The sequence below is a fragment of the Grimontia hollisae CIP 101886 genome, assembly GCF_000176515.1.
Taxonomy (GTDB): domain Bacteria; phylum Pseudomonadota; class Gammaproteobacteria; order Enterobacterales; family Vibrionaceae; genus Enterovibrio; species Enterovibrio hollisae.
The window spans coordinates 516,171-536,233 of record NZ_ADAQ01000013.1 but is presented as its reverse complement, the minus strand read 5'-3'; the positions used below and the strand labels follow the sequence as shown (position 1 = coordinate 536,233).

The window sequence follows — 20,063 nt, the reverse complement described above, 5'->3', positions numbered from 1 at the left end:
AACTAGCCGGGTAGAGATAAGACAGCGACAACACCACTGGTTAAACTCTGTGCACAACAGGTAACGACATGGATTCGCATGAAAAATTGCGAGCGTAAGTTGGGAAAAAGTTATGATTGGTCATGAGTTCGATATTGGATTTAACGTCGACAAGGTACAAGGGCAAGCATATTTGGTGTCAGAGGATGCCCGTATCGTCAATCTCCGTGAAGGAATGCAAATCGCACCGAATCAGGTTGTGTTGACAAACGTCAACAGTTCTGTCGTTGTCAGCAATAACGAACAACGTTTCGTCTTTGATGGGAAGTGTGCATCTTGTTTAACGCCGATGAGCGATGCGGAATTTGTACTTTACTCTGCAGGACATGGCGTCACCTTCAATCCTGATGCGTTCAACGACAGTAATGTGCCTTTTGACCTTGATGTTGCCCAACTCCAACAACTGATTCTTGACGGTGTTGACCCAACAGAAGTGTTTGAAGCGCCCGCTGCTGGTGAAGGAGCGGGGTCTGCCAATGCGGGTTTTATTGTGGTGGATTATGGTTATGCGGAAACTCTGGCCGAAGCCGGGTTTGATACCACAGGCCCACTGGATAGCCGAGACAACGAACAGGATCTTCTGGGGGCAGATGGCGCGGCCGATGTTGTTGAGGATGAGACGCCCACAGTGACACCACCGGACATTGATGCTGTCGGCGGACAGCGTGCCGCACTTTCTGTTACCGAAGGCGATTGGGATATCCTCCCTTACGGGACGCCGGACACCACCAATTTTGTGATTGAAGCGGGCACAGAAGCCCTTATTCCCGGCTCGTTGCAGATTGCGCCAAGCGATTTGGCGATTGTTGATGCCGAACTTGCACAGATCACCGCTAATGGCGACGCAGTTGTGTTTACCCGCCAAACCAACGTTGATGCAAGCGGTGTGGGTACTTTCACCCTCACAGGGACAGTCAACGGGGACGTCGTGGTGGAGCTGGTGATCACCGCGACCCCAAATGGCAATGACCTGAGTGTCAGCGCCACATTGATTCAAAACGGGCCACTGGATCATACATCGGGCGCCGGTACTTACGTTAATGTCGATGGTGAAAGGATTACCATCAACCTGCCGCTGCAAGTGGCGGACACTGGCGGCGATTTGATGCAAAACCCGGCGCAACTCACGCTCGAAAGTAATGATGGTGCTGCACCGGCCATTGCTGATGCCAACGTAGAACTGACAGAGGTGGCTGCCTCACTGGTCGGGAATACGGCGACCTCGACAGAAGGGGGCGATCTCGGCAGTGATTCGATAGCCAGCGTCAACTTTGATGCGTCTGCTGCTGAGGCCCAGTTTGTTGGCATCACCAGCCATGGACAGCCAACCACGGTAGATACCTCGGTCCCGGGTGTGATCACGCTTTACACTGACAATGGCGATACACCGGAAAAAATCCTCGAAATTTCACTGAAGCCGTCCGACACACCGGGCGAGCCTGCCGAATATTCCGTTACCCAATACCAACCGTTTGACCAGCATGGCGACAGTGACGGAGATAATGATGATGACAGCACAACGTTTACTTTCCCCTTCACAGTGACGGATGCTGATGGCGATGTCAGCAACGAGTCGGAGGTGTCATTCAAGCTGATTGATGGTGAAGTGGCAGAGGGGGGTAAACGAACGGACGAAGGCGGCTTTGCCTTGGATGTGGTGGCGCTGTTTGAACAGGGAACACCAACAGATCAATCCACGCCCAGCAGTGTGTCAGAGACGTTTACGATTGAGGCGACAACAGACAGGCTGAATCCGGTCACGCTTTCTATCGAAGAGATGGACGTACTGCAAACTGAGCTGTTGGAGCTTCAGAATAATGCCGGTGAGCACGTTGACGACGTGACTCTCACTCAAACCACAGATTCAGAAGGTAACCCGATGTTCACCATCACTGCCAGCATTAATGGTGAGACGGCTCTCGAACTTTCCATGTCAGCAAAACAGGGGGCCAATGGCCTTGATGTTGATCTTGAATCCACCCTTACTCAATACCAGCCGCTTATCCACCCACAGGATCCCAGTGCCGAAAATATGTCTGGCCGGGTAACTGCGGATGGCTCGCAAATTGTGATTGAAGTGCCGGTGCAGGTTGAAGACACCGATGGTGACAGGCTTGTTGACCCGGATGACCCTACTACTGAATCTGCCCGGGTGATCACCTTTGCGGTGCTGGATGATGATTCTACCCTTTTTGGTATCGATGCCAGTGATACTGTGCGGGTAGATGAAAGTGGCATTGATGACGGAACAGGCGCTCATCCGGGCTCTCAGGCCAGCGGCACACTGAACTTTGACAATGCGGGTGATGATGACAGCGCCCTTACACTCAACCCAGATAAAACGTTCGGTGACACGGTATCCGGTTTTGGGCTGAGAACCAATGAGCCCATATTAGTCAAAAACTCAGAGGGTGAAATGGTTCCGCTGACAGCGGTGGCCGACCCCGGTGACGGCGAACATCAAGTCGGGACACCCGTCATGCTTGTCGAAGATGATGCCGGGAGCAATACCTATCCCAAAACCTATTTTGGCCAGGCGGATGATGGCAGTGGCAATACCCGTAACGTGTTCCAGATCCAGTTATATGAAGACGGTACGTTTGATTTTGAGCTCCTGTCAGCGCTGGTACACGAACAAGGCGATGGCGCCAATGAACTGACCTTTACCCTGTCAGGGTACGCGGTTGATGCAGATGGCGATGAGTCTCCCCGCATTAATGTGCCGATTGTGGTGACCGATGACGTTCCACATACCCAGGGTACGCTCAACATGACGTTGGATGACGCGCCATCCGGTGAAATTACCGCGACAGTGGATGTCTTTGCGCTGACAGACCCTGCTTCTGTGCCGGGGATTGAAAACCTGAGCGGTGCCGACGCGATGACTTTCATTACTGCCATCTTTAATGGCAGTGAGTGGGTCGACGTTTCTACAACACGCCCAACTGACATCGACATTTTTTCAGTCGGTGACGCGTCGCTGAAGCTGGGCACTGTGGCTATTGATCCACGCAACGAGCCTGTAGGCGAAATCACCTTTACTATGCAGCCGAATCTGGAAAACCCGGAGGAAGTGCTGCAACAAGGCCTGCAATATCGGGTGACCGACTTTGACGGCGACACCGCAGAAGGTGAAATCACACTGACCATTACCGATCAGATACCTACTTTGTCCTTCACCGATGTCACAGGTAACGAAGATCAGGGACAGGCTGACACCAATACCGAATCTGCCGGCGTTGATGGTAGTGCAGGCATCCCCATCAATATGCAGCTCAACCTGGGTGACAATGATTTAGGCGAAGCCTTTGAAGACGGTGGCAGACTGGTACTGAACGGTGAAGTCACGCTGGCCACTCGGGATGAAGCTGGCGATATCGGGGGCACCTTTTACTTTAATGGCGCAGAAATCTTGCCGGATGCCGATGGCAACATAGTACTGAACGCCGATATGTTTGACGCTGTCAGTACAGATGAACCGCTGATTTTTGACCTTACTGGCGTTACCTTTGTGCCGGATCCGGATTACTCCTCTTTTGATGGCACCGACCTCATCCAGTTTGATGTTGAACTGGACGTGAATGGTCATGCGCCGGTGATGGCTGTGGATACCCTCGACATCACGGTGGAAGGTGTGGCCGATGTGCCAAACCTGAGCCTGATCGGCGAAGCCGCTGATGGTGTGTTTGAAGTGGATGAAGATCACGTGCGTTTCGGTGCGGATGATTTTGTTTTGGCAGATCTTATCTCAGCAGAGTTGCAGGATTCAGATGGCTCTGAAACCCTCAGGTACGAGTTTACTCTGTCACCGGACAGAGGAGAGCTGCTGGGAGGATTCATTTCCGGCGGAAACGGATCATATGTACTCTCAGACCCATCCCAACTGGATAAGGTGCGTTTTGTGCCAGATCCGGATTTCAGCGGTGATGTGACGCTGACAGTTAAAGCCATTTCTACCGAATCTGCACCGGCCAGCGCGGAAGAAGCGTCAGCAGAAACCTCGTTAATCTTCCGTGTGGAACCTCAAGCCGACGAGGCACGCCTGACAGTTCAGCGGGTGTTTGGTAGTGAGGATGCCGGTAACCCGGAACCGGAACTTGCTGAAGGTGATGCGATCTCGCTGGCGGGCAAAATTTCACTGACCACACTGAGCTCGGACAACGATGGTTCAGAATCACTGTTTGTCAGGCTGTTTGATTTGCCAGACGGCGCGGTATTACAACTCAATAAGGATGGTGTCCTGACGCCGCTGACTGACACAGACCGCATTTCCGTCGATGACATCGATAAACTGGAAATCATCCCGCCTGTCCACAGCAACGAAAACTTCACCGTTCAGGTGGAAGGCATTGTTGTAGACACCGCACCGGACTCGCCTGTTGATGAGCGCATTATTCCTGCGACGTCACTGGCGGTGATTGTCACGGGTGTGGCTGACGCGCCAGCATTCGAGGTTGAAAATCCGGGAACGGAACCGGGGCAATGGCTGGTGGATGATGCCACGGGCAAGGTCACGACAACAGTGCCTGAGGACGGTGTCGATGGCGACGGCTTGGTGGCTGTTGATTTTACCGTGATCTCCGGTGAAAAAGCACAGGCACCGGATGACACCTCCGAGTCGCTCTCAATGATCATTGTCAATCCGCCACAGGGCGTTGGGTTTGTTGTCAAGCATGCAGACGGATCACTGACGGAGGTTGAACTGGCATTTGCCGGGTGGGAAACCGATGACAACGGCATGTCAGTGCCGGCTTACTCGGTCGATCTTGCTGCGCTGGCAGGGCAGGATGTGTATATCAAGTTGCCGACACATACCACCGAAGATCTGCACATTGTCACACGCTTGATTGCCACCGAAAATGACGGTGATACTAAAGCGATTGACACGGTAGTGGAAGTCATCATTGACTCGCCAGTGATTGATGCCGATGACCGTTATACCAACCCGGAAATCACAGGGTTTGAAGATCGTTGGATCACTGTCAACTGGCAGCCAGATCTAACCATTGTTGGTGCACCGGACTCCGATGCTCCAGGCGTGGTGGAAAACGTGGTGGGTGCGACAATCTCCGGCTTTGCAGATACCGACGCCGTACAATTGGTTAAAGGTTCTGACGTGATCAGCCTGATACCGGTAGGAGGAGAAATCACCCTGACCGACACCCAGATTGCTGACGGTTACCAATTGCAGGTGAAACGCGCAGAGCACAGCGATGCCGACCTGACATTGACCACGTCTGTTACCGTCAGGCAAGAAGATTTTGAAGGTGCCAGCCAGGCTGAGAAAGTGGTAGAAGGCACTATCAATATCAATATTGAAGCCCGGGTAGAAACCGAAGCCGGTGAATTACAATTGCTGCAAGGCGGAACGCCAGTAACAGAGATTTCTACAGACAGTAAAGGGCGGATAGTTATTCAGGAAGGGGTGAATTTCGCCCATCCGGATGATTCCAGCGACGAAGTGGTTATCCGTATTGTGATCACCGATTTGGAAGATGGTTTCTATGTCGACAACGCCGAAAGTGATGGTAAGGGTGGCTGGGTGCTGAACGATCCCAATGATTTCACCATCATGGCGCCACCACAATCTTCTGGACAGACCACGTTTACTATTTCTGCCATGGTGCAAGATGAAGGTGATGCAGGGGAAGGCGACAGTAGTGCACTGGCACCTGTCTCAAGCGCAGTGATCACCCTAAACTATGAAAACACCACATCCTCGCCGCACGAAGCGTATCAAGTGGAGCCACCGGCTGAAACCGTGGTGATTGAAGGGTTTGAGGACAACGAAATCTCATTGGCGGCCGTGGGCGAAGCATTGGTTTTTCCATCGGGTGGTAGTGGAGCGTCACCGTTTGATCAGGTCACGGTAGTCATTAACGGCTCAGATATTCCTGCTGGTACGGTCATTGGAGGCGCACGCTACCATATTGATAACGACACTTACATCTATGAAATACCGGGGCGTCGTGACAATGGTAATCCTTATCCCGACGGGCTCGATCTCTCCGGCTTGACAGTGACACCGCCGGATGATTATGCAGGGGAACTGACCATTCCAGTTACCGTGGTCAATATTGACAGCCGCAGTGGTGACACCAAAACGACTACTTTTCCGGTTCAACTGAATGTGAAACCGCTGGTTGATCTTCCGCCGCCAGATGGGGCTGAGCAGCCGAGTGATAATTCTGGTGAGCTGGCATTTGTGCTGGCGGTGAATGGCACCACTGGTCTGAATGATAAAATCTCCCCTCAACCGCTTGAACCGGGTGAAACTGAAGGCGCGTATCCGGGGCAGGCACTGGAAGATGGCCTGATTTCCCTGAGTCTTCGTGCAACACTTGCGGACACCGACGGTGCTAACGGGGAAGAAGCGATCAGTGGTGCTGTACTGACCGTTCCCGCCTCCGCAGGCGTCTTTGTGCTGAGTGATGGTTCTGAAGTTTCCACGATTACGCTGACAGGCGCTGAACTGGGCGATATAAAATTCAGACCGGCTGAAGATTTCAGTGGCACGGTAGAGTTTGATGCCCAAATCTCTGTTACGGACACGGCCACAACGGGCACAGACCAGCGCGATATCTCCACCACCTTATTTTTCGATGTCACCGCCGTGAACGATGAGATGACATTCACCCAAAACGGCAGCGAACTGGCAGAAGATGCGGTAGCGGAAATCCGGGGGGACGAAGACTCCTCCGGCGGTATTTCTCTGGCTGAGCTCGGGGCATCTTTCAACGATATTGATAGCTCTGAACATCTGGTTTCAGTTTTGATCCAAAATCTGCCAGAGGGCTTCACTTTGGCTGCTCCGGCGGTGAACGCAGGCGCAGGCAGTTGGGTCATCCCGGCAGATGCGATAGCAGATTTAGCATCGCTCTCGGCAATTACAGTGCAGCCACCGCTTGATTTCAGTGGCACCGTCGCATTCAACGTCACGGTTTTCACACAAGAAGGCAGTCTGAACCAGCCACACGGGTTCAGCCAGTCGGTCTCTGTCACCGTCGATCCAGTAGGCGATGGCGCAAATGTGTTTGTCGCAGGCTCAGCGGCAACCACAGAAGATACCGCGGTGGCACTGGATGTCGAAGTCCGCGCCAAAGACGACCGTGATGCCGTGCAGGAAAGCCCGGGCGTGAATGAAAATGCGCCGGAAACCTTGTTGATCACGATTGCCGGTGTGCCGGAAGGCGGGCAAATTGTGTTGCCTGATGGGGTAACCGGGACAGTCACACCGGAAACCGCTGACGGCGGAAATGTGGTTGTTGAAGTGGCAGATACCCAACTCGATGGCCTGACTTTCGTTCCGCCGCAGGATGGTAATGGCGTTTTCACATTGGATCTGGTGATTCAGACCGTGGATAACGGCGCGGTGTCTGACGATGTCGTGAACAAGCAAATTACGGTGAATGTCAGTGCGGTGAACGATGCACCGGTCAATATTCTGGCAGACAGTTATGACGCTGAAGAAGATACAGTGCTGACTATCACCGATCTTCTGGTCGAGGATGTAGATGCCCGTGAAGGCACAGGCATTGTGAATGTTCAGCTTTCGGTTGGCGCAGGCAGCACGCTGTCGCTGTCGGGAGAAAACGCAGAGATCGATATTTCTGGTGAAGGTACCAATCTTCTCAGATTGGAAGGGAATATTGATGCCATCAATGCCCTGCTGCAAGAAGGGGTTGAATACCAGTTTGCCGGAGAAAACACGTCAGGCGAAGACAGCCTGACCATGACGGCCCGTGATCGCAGCAATGCGGGTGCCGGTGGACAGAAATTTGATCGTGACACCGTGGCGATTGTCGTCGCACCGAAATCCGATACACCGGCGCTTACTGCTGCGTCGCAACTTGCGTCTGTGCGCGCAGCCACCGGCGCACTGGTGCCACTGCTTGGCTTGATGGCAACCTTGGTTGACCCGATTGACAATGAGTTCTCGCTCACTTTCAGTGGCCTTGGCATCGCCGCAGAGCTGGTGGACGTCTCTGGCGCACCGGTCGGCACCAATAACGGCGACGGCTCCTGGACACTCAGCCAAACTGAGCTTGAATCCCTGACACTGAGCGATCTCAACCTGCGCTTCAGTGCGCAGCCGCCAAGCGATATTGCGGTCACAGCACTGTCAGATGTCGGGGATGGCGATCCGAAAGAAGCCACACTTACCATCAATGTCAACGTGGTGGACACAGAGACCACAGGCGTATTGAACGATGCTGACAACAGCGCGGACAATCTGGTTGTCGATGGCAATGCGCCGGCACAGGTCCATGGCGGTGCGGGTGAAGATGTCGTCGTGGGTGGTCTGGGTGAAGATATCCTGGTCGGTGGCGCAGGTGATGACGATATCTGGGGCGGCGAAGTCGGTGGCACGGGTGATGGCGACGCTGACACCTTTAAATGGGTCTCCGGCGACTTTGGCGATGCCGCTAATGTCGCGACCGATACCATCAAAGACTTCGAAGCCGGTATTGACGTGATTGATATCTCAGATGCGTTTGATACCAACGGCATGATTACATTCACCGATTTGGCGAACCGTCTGGATATCCAAACCGTCGAAAGCAACACCCGCATTCAGGTGCTGGACGACACCAGCGCACCGATTCAGAACATCATCGTCGAAGGTGTTACGCTGAATGAGTTGCTCGGTATGGATGCGACCGGGCTGACACAGGATGAAATCCTCGAATCCATGATGATGTCCGGCCAACTGGTGGTATTCGATCTCACCACCACCCAGTTTGGCACTGAGGCTGATGACACACTGACAGCCGGTGATGATGGCGAACGTATTTATGCCGGAGACGGTGATGATACGCTGACGGGTGGCCTTGGCGATGACATTCTGGTCGGTGGCGCAGGGGATGATCTCCTGACAGGGGGTACGGGCGATGACACCTTTGCATGGTCAGGGTCAGACGTTGAAGCCGGCACGGTTGCTGTGGATACCATTACCGATTTCGACCTCGGTAACGAAACCACGGGTGACAAGCTGGATATTTCCGCGCTTCTGCCAGACACCGTGGACAGCAATACCAGTGTTGATGTCTTGCTGGGCTACATTACGCCAGAAACAACGGATGACGGGCTGACGCTGCATATCTCCCAGACCCCAGGCAGTATGAAGGTTCAGGATGTGGTACTTGGTGGCATGGGCCTGACTGACCTTGGTCTGACAGACAGTGCTACGCCTTCGCAAATCCTGACGGAGCTGGTGCAGCTCCAAACACTCAAGCTGGATTAAACGAACCCGTTTCACCCTGCTAAAGCACTGCGAAAGCGGTGCTTTTTTACGATTATTGCTCGATGAATCAATAAGCTTGAGGTAGTTTATATCTAGACAATCACAAGTGGCGACAAGAACAATGAAAACCCTATACGCACACCGGGGAATGTCTGCCCTGGCCCCGGAAAATACACTTTCTGCCTTTGCCCTTTGTGCCGAACATGGCCTGAAGTGGGTGGAGTGTGATGTTGATATCCTTGCTGACGGCACCGTTGTCATCAGCCACGACGACACCCTTGACCGATGCACCAACCGCACAGGCAGCCTGTACGACCAGACCATTGACGATCTGGCTGACATTGATGCAGGTAGCTGGTTCAGTGATGATTTTATCGGAGAACCGCTTCCCACCTTTGAGCAGTTCATTGCGCTGGCCAACAAACACCAGCTTAACGTGAATGTAGAAATTAAATCCTGCACCTCCGGCTGGGATAATACCGAACGCCTGATCGACGGAGTGATTGAAGGGTTGGAAAAGCTCGACAACAACCTGGATCTGTTGGTTTCCAGCTTCAACCCACTGGCTTTGGCTGAATTTAAACGCCGTTGTCCGGATGTGCCGGTCGCCTGCTTGTTTGAACCTCAACTGCCGGAAGAGTGGCTCTCCATCTTGCAAGCATGTAAGGCAGAAGCCATTCATGTTGCCAACGAAGGCCTGACCAAAACAATGGTGTTGGAAATGAAAGAGCAGGGCTATGCCGTGAATGTTTACACCGTGAATGACCTGATGCGTGCCAACCAGTTGTTCAACTGGGGGGTAGACGGCATATTTACCGACATCGGCCACCAATTCCCATCCCGTTACCGTAGCGGCTAAAAACCCCACAAAAGTGATAGGTATGACATATTGAATCTATACGCATCAACGATTATACCTATCACTTAGCACGTCATAAGATAGTTCCATAAACGGTTGAGGCATGAACCTCGCCAATCACAGTGCAAGAGATAAGGGGACGGATATGACAACAATTAATATTGGTATTCAAGAGCAAGACAGGATTGCAATTGCAGAGGGCCTGAAACGTCTGTTGGCGGATTCATACACCTTGTACCTGCAAACCCACAACTTCCACTGGAATGTGACCGGTAAGCAGTTCCGCGAACTCCACGCGATGTTTGAAGAGCAGTACAATGCGCTGGCATTAGCGGTAGATGAAATCGCAGAGCGGATCCGTACGCTGGGCGTGGCTGCACCGGGCACCTACAAAGCGTTTGCCGCGTTGAGCGCCATTGAAGAAGTAGAAGGTGTGCCATCAGCTGATGAGATGGTAGATATCCTCACCAAAGGCCATGAGCAGGTTGTCCGCACAGCCCGCAACGTACTGAAGCTGGCACAGGATGCCGACGATGAATCTTCAGCATCACTGGTTTCAGACCGTATGCGTGAGCACGAGAAAACTGCCTGGATGCTCCGTGCCATGTGTGAAAACGGCTAAGCCGTAAAGATTCTTGTAAGCCATGTTCCGTAAGACAGGGGCCGCCGATGGGCGGCCTCTGTGTTTTGGGGTTTAAGGCCGGATCTGGTGCGGTGCTAGAAGAAGTGGATTTTCCAGAAAACGTCAGCCAATCACCTGGAAGAACATCTTGATACTGAGTATGACGCAAAGCACCCCAATGATTTTCTTGAGTGTTTCACTTGGAAAGTAGCAAGCCAAACGAACGCCAATGCGTGTGGCGAAATAACTGCTTATTGAAAAGGTAACCATCGCGGGCAGGTAAATATAGCCTAATATCATGCTGTCCAGATCAGTGTTACTCCAGCCGTTAATCAGGTAACCCAAACTGCCAGACAGTGCGATAGGAAAACCGATGGCAGCCGATGTGCCTATTGCCCGTTTTATCTCGAAATTTTGTTGAGCCAGATAGGGAATAGTGAGTCCCGCCCCGCTTATTGATACCAGTGCGGAAACTGAACCTATTACAAACCCGGCAAAGGTATTGGCTACAGGCCCGTGCGGATGAGGGTTAAAACTATATTCTTTTTCCCTGAACATTTTATATGCCACAAAAAGCATAAACAGACTAAAGAATCCGGCAAGGTATGTTCCCTGTAAATACGAGGCGGTGAACGTTGCTAAAAATGTCCCGACAAGCACCGCGCCAGACATTTTTATTGCCATGTTTGAATCAACATTTCCTTTTTTTAAATGGGCTCTCATGCTGCCAAATGTTGTCACAATCATCGCGGCCATGGATGTTCCCAGCGCCAGATGAACCACGTCTTCATTTCCTATTCCTTGTTTTGTAAATAGAAACGTAAAAACAGGAACTGCCATTCCTCCGCCGCCAACACCGACAAGCCCGGCAAGCAAGCCAATGCCCGCGCCTGCTGCTACATAATAGAAAATAAACAAATACTCATTCATAAAAACTCCATGTCACACGAATTCGGAGGGCTTCTTAAAATGCTAAAAGAAAACAAGCCTGCCGTGATAACGTCATATGGACATTAAATAATGAAAAGTGGTCATTTATGGTTCGCCGGATACAGAATGAAAATTGTGATTACAGCGAGTGGCGGGAAGGTGCTGACCTCATTGCACGCAAATGGTCACTTGAGTGCGATGACAGGGTTCATCTTTCTCAACGCCCGTATGCAATGCACAGTCACCACCGGGGACAGCTACTGTGCATTGATGAAGGACTGATACAGGTAAACACCGAGGAGGGGACGTGGTTGCTGCCACCTCACCGTGCGGGATGGATACCGCCAGAGGCAATGCACAGCGTCTCTTTTCATGGTTCGCTGAAAGGCTGGTCATTATTGTTTTCGCCTTTTTCATGTCATCAGCTGCCAAGCTCTCCCTGCGTTGTCGAAATGAATGAGGTGCTTAACGTTTTATCAGACCGGGTGGTTAGCTGGAGTAAAACCAATGATTTATCTCCAGAGCAGTCACGCATTCTCGGCGTCATTCTCGATGAAATTGGCCGGGCACCCCAAGAAAATCTCTATTTCCCGTTGCCGAAAGACCCGAGATTACAAAAGATAGCCCAGTCGATGTTGGATGAGCCCGGAAACACAAAATCTGTAGAGCACTGGGCCAGTGTGGGTGCCATATCTTCAAGAACACTCAGGCGGCTGGTTCGGTCTGAGTTCATGATGAGTTTCAGCATGTGGCGTCAACAGATATTGTTAATACATGCATTAGAAATGTTAGCAAGAGGAATATCTGTCGGTGACGTTTCATTTGCTCTGGGTTACTCAACACCGAGCAACTTTATTGCGATGTTTCGAAAAGTCTATGGAGAGTCTCCTGCACGTTATTTTTCCAAACGTGGATAGGGTGAATTTTAGTCAAATCTAACATGGCTTGTAGGGAAAGCCTTCGACTTCAATATGTGTCAATGAATAAGATAAAAATAGGTTAAAAAATATCAACACTATTACCTTAAGTAATGAGATTAATTTATGTAAATTTTGTTTTATTTACAAAGAAAGTTGTCTCCCTATAGGCCAGCTGATTCACTTTCAAAGTGATTTTAATTTAGTACATTCTTTTAGACTCAATTTTAAAAATTACCACGTTTTGTATTTTCCATCCACTTTGCCGAAATCATGTCCTAATCTGATCCAGAAGTTGGTGTAAAGTTAAACATTAACGTCATTGATATAAAGATAGACAAGGTATCTAGAAAAACATATTTTTTCATAAAAAACCTCGTGAGAATATTTTTGATTGGTGAGTAATATTTCTGTCGCTCTGGTCATATTTGATTGATTAATATGCAAAATATTTAATCAATCAGAACCTTGAACCAAAATGTTGCAACAACTGGTTGTATTAACAGTGGTTCTATTTTAGCAAGAGTTAAAAGTGAGTGATTATTATCTCTCTCATACTTCTATTGTCTATTTATAGGAGATGGTTAAATGTTTAGCAATGTAAGAAATAATATTTTAAGAATCGAGTCATCGGTAAAAACATACTCTGATAAAAAGAATATATCATGTAATATAATGTCATTAAAACAATTAAGTCGCAGTGACATTAAAAAAACAAATAAAAATTCACTTGAAGAACCCGGTTCATTTCTTCTTTGCATGAAAAAAAATGTTGAGTTTCGTCAAGAAGAATCATTGGTGAAAGCCATTGAAAAAAAATCAAGTTTATCAGTAAAAAATAATAGCAACTATTATAATAACCAATGCTTATATTGGAATGGCAATGGCTTTAGCATAAAATCAGACGGTAATTCTGAAACGGTAAGTCTACACAAGCAAATTGATATATCACCTATTTCAATTACTAACGGCCTAAAAAAAGAATATGAACATAAGAAAATTAAAGTAAAAGACTTTACAATTAAAAACCTTGAAATTGCAAAAGAAACCATCGATATGGTTAAGGCTGGACTATGTTATGGCTCAGGAAATCAGATTGTCGACCTTTTTGCATCAGCAGGAGAAAGTGATCTAAGAACTATTCATGCTAGAACAAATACAGCTGTAACACATCCATTTTCTCCCCTGATTTCAGGTAGTAGCAATTGTGGCGGTGTTGCTCAACTTACGGCAGCGTTACTTGTTAGAAATGAAAAGTTAAAAGATCATCCTGTTAGTATTGTGAAAGGTGGTGTGTATGCTGATGGAAAGCCTTATGATCATGACTATGTGATTATAGGTGATCCTTCTGACCCTGAATATGGTCCCGAAAATACAGTTGTTGTGGATCCATGGGGTGTGCTTGCGATCCCCACTACACTTAGTGAGTCAGTTTTTCCAAATCCTAACATTGCTGTGACAAAACCTAAAGGTGTTGTAAAAGCATTTAATAAAGATGATATGGAAAATCTTTTTAGAGAATCCACTTCTAATATTGAAGCTAGTGTCAGAAAAGAATTTGGCGTTGATCTAAAACACGGTAAAGAATTACTTCAATCATTAATCAGTGAAGATGATGAGGATAGATTTTGGAATGTGTTTATAACAGCTAAAGATCCAAGTACACAGTATTATAGTGATAATATTCATCTGGCTCGTTCTTTTGATGAAGTGCCTAAAAATCTGTTCGAGGTTAAATTAAAAGGATTCATTTTATTACAAAAACTTGGATTTGGTATGTCTACAAATAAACAAGCTTGGATCAGTATAAGTAATACTGACTTTCAACATCAAAAATCTGAGAGAATTTCTTTATTTGACAAGATGGAAGAGTCAAAGCTTTGATCTAATAAAGAGTGAAAGCTTAAAAGCAATATGTAAATGTTTATTTTAATTGTTTTCCTATAAGTTCATTTATAAGATAAGAATAAGGAAGCAGGCTTATTGCTTCCTTTGCTTATAAAGACTAATATTCACTAAATTAATAAAACATAGCCAAGGGCATATATGATGAGTTTTAAATTATTTATCCATAAAAAATAATTTAGACTATAATTCTTTTGATATCGAGTGAAATTTCTTTTTGTGATGTGATTTTTTGTGGGTGGAAATAGTCAAGAATCTGTGCGGTAGCCTTTATCTTAATACTCGATACTAGGAAGGAAAATATATGTAAAAAATAAAATGGTACAGTACCTTTGCGTTGGAGTAACCGGGTAGAAAATAAGTGGTCTGTTTTTAAAACACATAGAACAATAGGTAGAGGGAAATATGCAAACCAAAATACTCATGTCATTTGTATTGGCGATATTGTGTTTCAGCGTAAGCGCCAATGAAATGAAATACCAATCTGCGCTAACCGTAAAAACGGTATTCAGCGATGACAGGGGCAAGCCTGTTGACGTGTATTACTGGTATCCCACCAAGAGCGACAAAACCAACTTCACCTTTGGCAATGGCAAGCTTTTTAAGCTGGTCGAAACGCAGTTAGATGCCCCGTTAGCTGATGGAAAATTTTCAGCCGTACTCTTGTCTTTAGGTGGCACACGGTCAGCCTTTTCCCATACGGGATGGATAGCATCAAACCTGGCGCAACAAGGTTACGTGGTCATTGTGCCTAAGCCGCCTGCACCAAACGAAATCACGGCTGACATGGCGGTCGATGAAATCATATTCAGGACCAGTGACTTGGTACTCGGGTTGTCTCAACTTGATACGGTTGAGGCATTTGCCACGGGCGTGGAATTTGACCAGGTGTCCGGTGTGGGCTTTTTTCTGGGCGGCACATCGATGCTGATGCTCTCCGGCGCGAAAATAAGCCCGGAAAAATACCGGGCATCATGCGATAACAACACCAATATCGACTGTCGTTGGTTAAGCAAAGGCAACGTTGATATTGCAAATATTCCAGATGAAAAATTCCGCCAAATTAAGACAAAAGATACGCTGACATCTGTCGTCGTCATCAGCCCTGAGCTGACCAAAACGTTTGTTCCCGAAACGCTGACATTGATAAAAAATCCCGTCACAGTCGTCTCGCTTTCTGCCAATCAACACCCCGCGCTGGTGCCTGCCGAATCACTCGTTAACCTTCCTAATGTGACACTTCAAAACATTCCAGGCGCGACCCAGTTCAGTGCGTTTGCCGAGTGCACCGAACGTGGCATAAAAATTATCACTTCAGAAGGAGAGGGGGCGCTTTGTCACGAGCCCGGAGAGGTTTCAAGAAAGGACAATCATCAGCAAATGTTAGAGGTTATTTTGGCAGCATTGATTCGTCCATCGAATTGAGACATCAGCCATGGTACGAAAGGTGTATCACGAGCAATCTTTCTTAGAGGAAAGGCCACCGGACGGTGGCCTTGGTGTTTTTAGGCTCTTTGGCTCTGAAGTACTTTTGGACAAAATGAGCTAGGAAATGCCAACTTCAGATAATTTTAAGTAAGACAATATCATTAAACAGTACTCTCATACTCATCCAGTGCATATACAGCCACAACAAGAAATGTGGCTGTATTGTAACTTTCTTGAACAGAGCCTTCCGAAATCGAGATTATTAGCCTATTGATCGAACGTAGCTAACCTCTACTTTTGGGCTGAAAAGTAGCTCTTTGGTCAGTTTTTAGTGGTACTTTTATGATGGTGTCTGCAAATTTATATATGCAATCAATTTAATTATTGAGTGTAATTCAATGGCGGCCTATTTTTAAAGCAATAGTAATGCAAATACAAGCGTTAACGTCTTATATAATAAAGGGAATATTATGATCCTAAGATTACTACTTACTCTGCCGATATTGGTGTTGCTCTCAGGCTGTCCAATCGAAGAGGATGGCAATGCAGGTATTAATTGTTGGGATTCTAATATGAATAGTGTTAATGACTTGAATGAAGATATAAATGGTGATGGAGTGTATGATACAAGAGACTGTACTTCTCGACTAAATACTGCAGAAGCAGTTTTGCAGAATCAAGATGCCATTTTTAATCACCATCATTTTTGTGAAGCATTTGCTGCTTTAGGTCAATACCCAGACGGTTGCCCATCGATCACACATTCCACTCCAACAGGTACACTTACTAAAATTACTACCGGTGTTCTATTTGATGATTCAAACAACGGTTATACCTCATGTAATTACTCCCCGAGTAATGGGCCTCTAAGTCTTGAATACCGCCCTGAAACAGGTTTAGCTTACTGGGTTCTGAAGGGTGGATTTACTGCAAATCGCGTAGTTTTATCAAGACAGGATGTGATAACAAATAATAGTTGCGTCGCTCTTTGTTCAAATGACAGTAAGTGTATCGCCTCATTTGCTCGCACCCACACAAATGAGTCGTTTGATTGTTTTACGATGTATCATTCCGATACCGTATCCGATTTTGAATCCTTATGTGCTTTAGATGAAACAGGGAGGCCTGGTACTGCAGCTCAAGATTGTTTAAGTGGTCTGGGGATTAATTCAAGGTGGTATTCAATTTGCCCATAAGATGACGACGATATAAGAGGCAGGATTTAATAGCGATATTTACGATATGCACTGGTATGTGCTTGTTGCATTAATTTGGACATCTCAATAGACGTTTGACCTCTTATCACTGAGGCACTCGCCTATCCCTGTTACGCTGGGGCAATGCCATAACACCAGACTGTGAGAATAAATGACCAAGGCTCGATACCAGCCTTGGTGCGACACCGTATTATCATAGCATTACTCTTGATAAACCTGTTCCTGCATAAGGTTTTTTTAATGAATACGTTATTGGTTTTGTACCCGGCGGCATTTCTCAGGGAAAGCGCAATACCGCTCAGGGAGATTCGAATAGCGATAACCCGGGTGGTCAATATCAAAACCCATCCTGAATATCATCGCCAGGGGGACTCGCCGACGTATCGCTACATTGGCAGGGGCTCATATTGGGGTAACCCATACACCATGTATGAAAACAATGAGACAAGGGAAGAGGTGATCAGGAAGTTCAAATACGACTTTGATTTTGACAAGTTCCCGAATAAAGAAAAATCAGAAGTGTTTAAATTGGCAGGGAAAAGGTTGGTGTGCTTTTGCAAGCCAGAGAGCTGTCACGGCGATGTGCTGACTGATTTCTTAAACGCCTGAGATGATGGAAAGTAAACGTAGTGATTGGACAGGTTTAAGGCAGAAACAGCAGGCACACATTTCCCATGTTTGCCTGCTGTTTTCATTTCGACCTCCTACAGAAAGTTTCCCTGTCAGGGGCGTAGATGAATCCGCTCGCTATCATGGATGTCGGTTCCAGACACTGGTTTTGACGGTTTTCCTGACGTACTCATGAAAGTCCGTTGCCGGGCGGCCAAGGGCGTCCTCTGCACCATTGACGGTGTGGCTGTTCGCCCTGCAGGTTTCAAAAGCTAACGCTAAAAAAACGGGACAAGAAGGATGCCTGTCCCGTTTGAAAGCCTGTCTTGATAAAAACTGGTCTGAATTATTGCGCCACCAGAGCTTCCAGTGCAGCGAGTGAGGCCAGTCTTTCCCCGGCTATCATCACGTCAGCTTCGTTAACGTATTGTCCGACGCCTTCTTTCACATCCTGCTGGTACAGCACCACATTATTCAGGACTGATGCTACCTTGATTCCGCGCAAGCGGCCGACGGTGTAAAGTGCGGAGGTTTCCATGTCTGCACCCAGAATACCTTTTTTGCTCCAGTATGCGCAGATGGCCTCTTCATCATCGGTGTAGAAGCTATCGTGTGAGCGCACCACACCAAAATGGCAGGGCGTGGATTGGGTGGAAAGGTAATCACTGAGCGCTTTCAGCAGAGAGAAATCGGCATACGCCGGATAAGCGGCATCGATATAGGCTTTTGAGCCGCCTTCGTCCCGCACGGCGCCTTCTGCCACAATCAGCTCACCAAGTTGAATGCCTGCTTGCATCGCCCCAGCAGAGCCAACACGTATGACATGGGTAACGCCGCATTGCCTGAGTTCTTCTACGGCGATGATCATCGAAGGCGCACCAATACCTGTGCTGCAGACGGATACCGGCTTGCCGTGGTACGTACCGGTAAACAACCGGTATTCTCGGTTTTCTGAAACTTGCTCGGCGTGGTCGAACAGGGCGGCGATGCGGTTGGCGCGATCCGGTTCACCGCAAACGATGACCCGAGGTGCGATCTGCGTTTCATCCACACCGATATGGGGCTGCTTAGTCATTGGGTATCCTCATGTTATCCGGCGCGTACTGTGTCCAGTTCGGCATCACCGGAATTCTTTGTCTCTCAGGTTAAATGTCCTCGATATTAGTGTTGTTGCGCGGCTGGCAGGGAGGACTTTTGTCCTGCCATTGCGGATTAGGTGCCGTTTTGAGCGACGTTTCTGACAGAAATCAAAATAGTGATCCCATGAATGGGGAAAATACGCTTCCCCTGAATTTTTCGTAGGTATTTTTCCGTGCCAATGAGAATCAAACCTTACGCGAGAGGCCGCTTTAAAACCTTGCTCGACCATAAAAGCACGGCGTTTCATGATTTTATTTACCAGTGTCAGGTAGGTAGCCGCTTCTTCAATGCGGGTGAAGCAATGTTGCAGCAGGGTGAGCCACTCGAGCACCTCTATGTCGTGCCGGTCGGGCGGGTGTCGATGAGCATTCTGGCGGCCAATGGCCGTCGCTTCCAGTTGGGAGAGACGCACTGCGATGACCATATTTTCGGGGAAATGGAATTTTTCACCCAAACGCCATGCCAATGGAGTGTGGTGGCGGATGAGCAAATGCAGGTCGATATTATCTGTCCTAAAAAGCTGGATGAGGGTTTGCAGCAAGCGCCGGACATGCTGTTCTTTTTTGCCTCTGCACTGGCGGATGATTATCAGGACTCGCTGGATATCTACACCAGCCGCCTGTTACACCCTATCACTTATAACATCGCCTATGATTTGCTGGCACAGCCGCAACAGAGCCGCGCGTTGTGTGGGTTTGGTAAGGTGGATCAGGAAGCAGAGCGCTTTGGCACCTCTGGCCGCGTTTACCGCCGCGCCGTAAAAAACCTGATGGACAGGAATTTAATACGCAAAGGCGAACACGGGCTGGAGATTGTGGATGAGAAAGCGCTGAAAGCGTTCCTCGACACCTATGAGTGATACGGCGTTGACGCTGCTATGCCATAAAGAAAAACGCCACTGGCATTGAAAGCAGTGGCGTTTTTGTTGGGAATGGGGCAGGAGTTAAACGAACAGGCCCACAATTGCCGCGTTCATCAGGTTCGCCAGTGTGGCAGCCAACAGCACTTTCATACCCAGTTTACCGGTAACACCGGCAGATCAGAAAGAGACTGACAAGCGTTAAATTGTGTTGTTGCTACCTGCCGCAAGCATATCCCTGCACGTTTACTTTCAGGAGGACAAAAGTCCTTCCAGTCAGGAGTCAGGTCAAAA

At 48.4% G+C, this 20,063-nt stretch carries 12 protein-coding genes; 10 read left to right on the top strand and 2 right to left on the bottom strand.

Features of this window, described 5'->3' with window-relative positions:
- The first annotated feature begins 112 nt into the window (after positions 1 to 112).
- The 3 genes from VHA_RS15275 to VHA_RS15265 all read left to right on the top strand — a co-directional run bounded on the left by VHA_RS15275 (position 113) and on the right by VHA_RS15265 (position 10,764).
- On the top strand, positions 113 to 9,283 hold the full coding sequence (locus VHA_RS15275) for a retention module-containing protein (protein ID WP_005505899.1): 9,171 nt from the start codon (positions 113 to 115) through the stop codon (positions 9,281 to 9,283).
- 121 nt (positions 9,284 to 9,404) lie between these two features.
- On the top strand, positions 9,405 to 10,142 hold the full coding sequence (locus VHA_RS15270) for a glycerophosphoryl diester phosphodiesterase (protein WP_005505897.1): 738 nt from the start codon (positions 9,405 to 9,407) through the stop codon (positions 10,140 to 10,142).
- A 145-nt stretch (positions 10,143 to 10,287) separates the two neighbouring features.
- Positions 10,288 to 10,764, top strand: a complete 477-nt coding sequence (locus VHA_RS15265; protein WP_040529087.1) for a Dps family protein — start codon at positions 10,288 to 10,290, stop codon at positions 10,762 to 10,764.
- 123 nt (positions 10,765 to 10,887) lie between these two features.
- Here the strand turns inward: VHA_RS15265 and VHA_RS15260 are convergent, their stop codons facing one another.
- The gene (locus VHA_RS15260) at positions 10,888 to 11,694 is read right to left on the bottom strand and encodes a sulfite exporter TauE/SafE family protein (protein ID WP_005505893.1); all 807 of its coding nucleotides are present in this window, start codon (positions 11,692 to 11,694) and stop codon (positions 10,888 to 10,890) included.
- Between the two features lie 126 nt (positions 11,695 to 11,820).
- Between VHA_RS15260 and VHA_RS19155 the strand changes: the two genes are divergently transcribed.
- The 6 genes from VHA_RS19155 (at position 11,821) to VHA_RS18745 (ending at position 17,770) form a co-directional block, all read left to right on the top strand.
- Positions 11,821 to 11,976, top strand: a complete 156-nt coding sequence (locus VHA_RS19155) for a hypothetical protein (protein WP_005505892.1) — start codon at positions 11,821 to 11,823, stop codon at positions 11,974 to 11,976.
- Positions 11,928 to 12,611: an AraC family transcriptional regulator gene (locus VHA_RS15255; protein WP_335596789.1), complete on the top strand. Its 684-nt coding sequence runs from the start codon at positions 11,928 to 11,930 to the stop codon at positions 12,609 to 12,611. Before VHA_RS19155 ends, VHA_RS15255 begins: the two co-directional genes overlap by 49 nt.
- 588 nt (positions 12,612 to 13,199) lie before the next feature.
- Positions 13,200 to 14,495, top strand: coding sequence for a hypothetical protein (locus VHA_RS15250; RefSeq protein WP_005505888.1), 1,296 nt, complete (start codon positions 13,200 to 13,202; stop codon positions 14,493 to 14,495).
- A 492-nt stretch (positions 14,496 to 14,987) separates the two neighbouring features.
- The gene (locus tag VHA_RS15245; protein ID WP_238323663.1) at positions 14,988 to 15,941 is read left to right on the top strand and encodes an alpha/beta hydrolase family protein; all 954 of its coding nucleotides are present in this window, start codon (positions 14,988 to 14,990) and stop codon (positions 15,939 to 15,941) included.
- Between the two features lie 473 nt (positions 15,942 to 16,414).
- Positions 16,415 to 17,140, top strand: coding sequence for a hypothetical protein (locus VHA_RS18930; protein ID WP_005505883.1), 726 nt, complete (start codon positions 16,415 to 16,417; stop codon positions 17,138 to 17,140).
- Positions 17,141 to 17,401: 261 nt separating this feature from the next.
- Positions 17,402 to 17,770 (top strand): DUF4326 domain-containing protein, encoded by a 369-nt coding sequence (locus VHA_RS18745; protein ID WP_081456042.1) that lies wholly within the window; start codon positions 17,402 to 17,404, stop codon positions 17,768 to 17,770.
- Positions 17,771 to 18,116: 346 nt separating this feature from the next.
- On the opposite strand, the gene VHA_RS15235 is transcribed toward VHA_RS18745, so the two are convergent.
- On the bottom strand, positions 18,117 to 18,845 hold the full coding sequence (locus VHA_RS15235; RefSeq protein WP_005505875.1) for a nucleoside phosphorylase: 729 nt from the start codon (positions 18,843 to 18,845) through the stop codon (positions 18,117 to 18,119).
- Between the two features lie 243 nt (positions 18,846 to 19,088).
- Here VHA_RS15235 and VHA_RS15230 point away from each other — a divergent pair, with 243 nt between their 5' ends.
- The gene (locus VHA_RS15230; RefSeq protein ID WP_005505870.1) at positions 19,089 to 19,769 is read left to right on the top strand and encodes a Crp/Fnr family transcriptional regulator; all 681 of its coding nucleotides are present in this window, start codon (positions 19,089 to 19,091) and stop codon (positions 19,767 to 19,769) included.
- The last annotated feature ends 294 nt before the right edge of the window (positions 19,770 to 20,063 follow it).

Excerpts from the sequence above, each read along its gene's own strand:
- VHA_RS15275 (WP_005505899.1), top strand. The coding sequence starts at position 113 with ATGATTGGTCATGAGTTCGATATTGGATTTAACGTCGACAAGGTACAA.
- VHA_RS15270 (WP_005505897.1), top strand. The coding sequence starts at position 9,405 with ATGAAAACCCTATACGCACACCGGGGAATGTCTGCCCTGGCCCCGGAA.
- VHA_RS15265 (WP_040529087.1), top strand. The coding sequence starts at position 10,288 with ATGACAACAATTAATATTGGTATTCAAGAGCAAGACAGGATTGCAATT.
- VHA_RS15260 (WP_005505893.1), bottom strand. The coding sequence starts at position 11,694 with ATGAATGAGTATTTGTTTATTTTCTATTATGTAGCAGCAGGCGCGGGC.
- VHA_RS19155 (WP_005505892.1), top strand. The coding sequence starts at position 11,821 with ATGAAAATTGTGATTACAGCGAGTGGCGGGAAGGTGCTGACCTCATTG.
- VHA_RS15255 (WP_335596789.1), top strand. The coding sequence starts at position 11,928 with ATGCACAGTCACCACCGGGGACAGCTACTGTGCATTGATGAAGGACTG.
- VHA_RS15250 (WP_005505888.1), top strand. The coding sequence starts at position 13,200 with ATGTTTAGCAATGTAAGAAATAATATTTTAAGAATCGAGTCATCGGTA.
- VHA_RS15245 (WP_238323663.1), top strand. The coding sequence starts at position 14,988 with ATGAAATACCAATCTGCGCTAACCGTAAAAACGGTATTCAGCGATGAC.
- VHA_RS18930 (WP_005505883.1), top strand. The coding sequence starts at position 16,415 with ATGATCCTAAGATTACTACTTACTCTGCCGATATTGGTGTTGCTCTCA.
- VHA_RS18745 (WP_081456042.1), top strand. The coding sequence starts at position 17,402 with ATGAATACGTTATTGGTTTTGTACCCGGCGGCATTTCTCAGGGAAAGC.
- VHA_RS15235 (WP_005505875.1), bottom strand. The coding sequence starts at position 18,845 with ATGACTAAGCAGCCCCATATCGGTGTGGATGAAACGCAGATCGCACCT.
- VHA_RS15230 (WP_005505870.1), top strand. The coding sequence starts at position 19,089 with ATGAGAATCAAACCTTACGCGAGAGGCCGCTTTAAAACCTTGCTCGAC.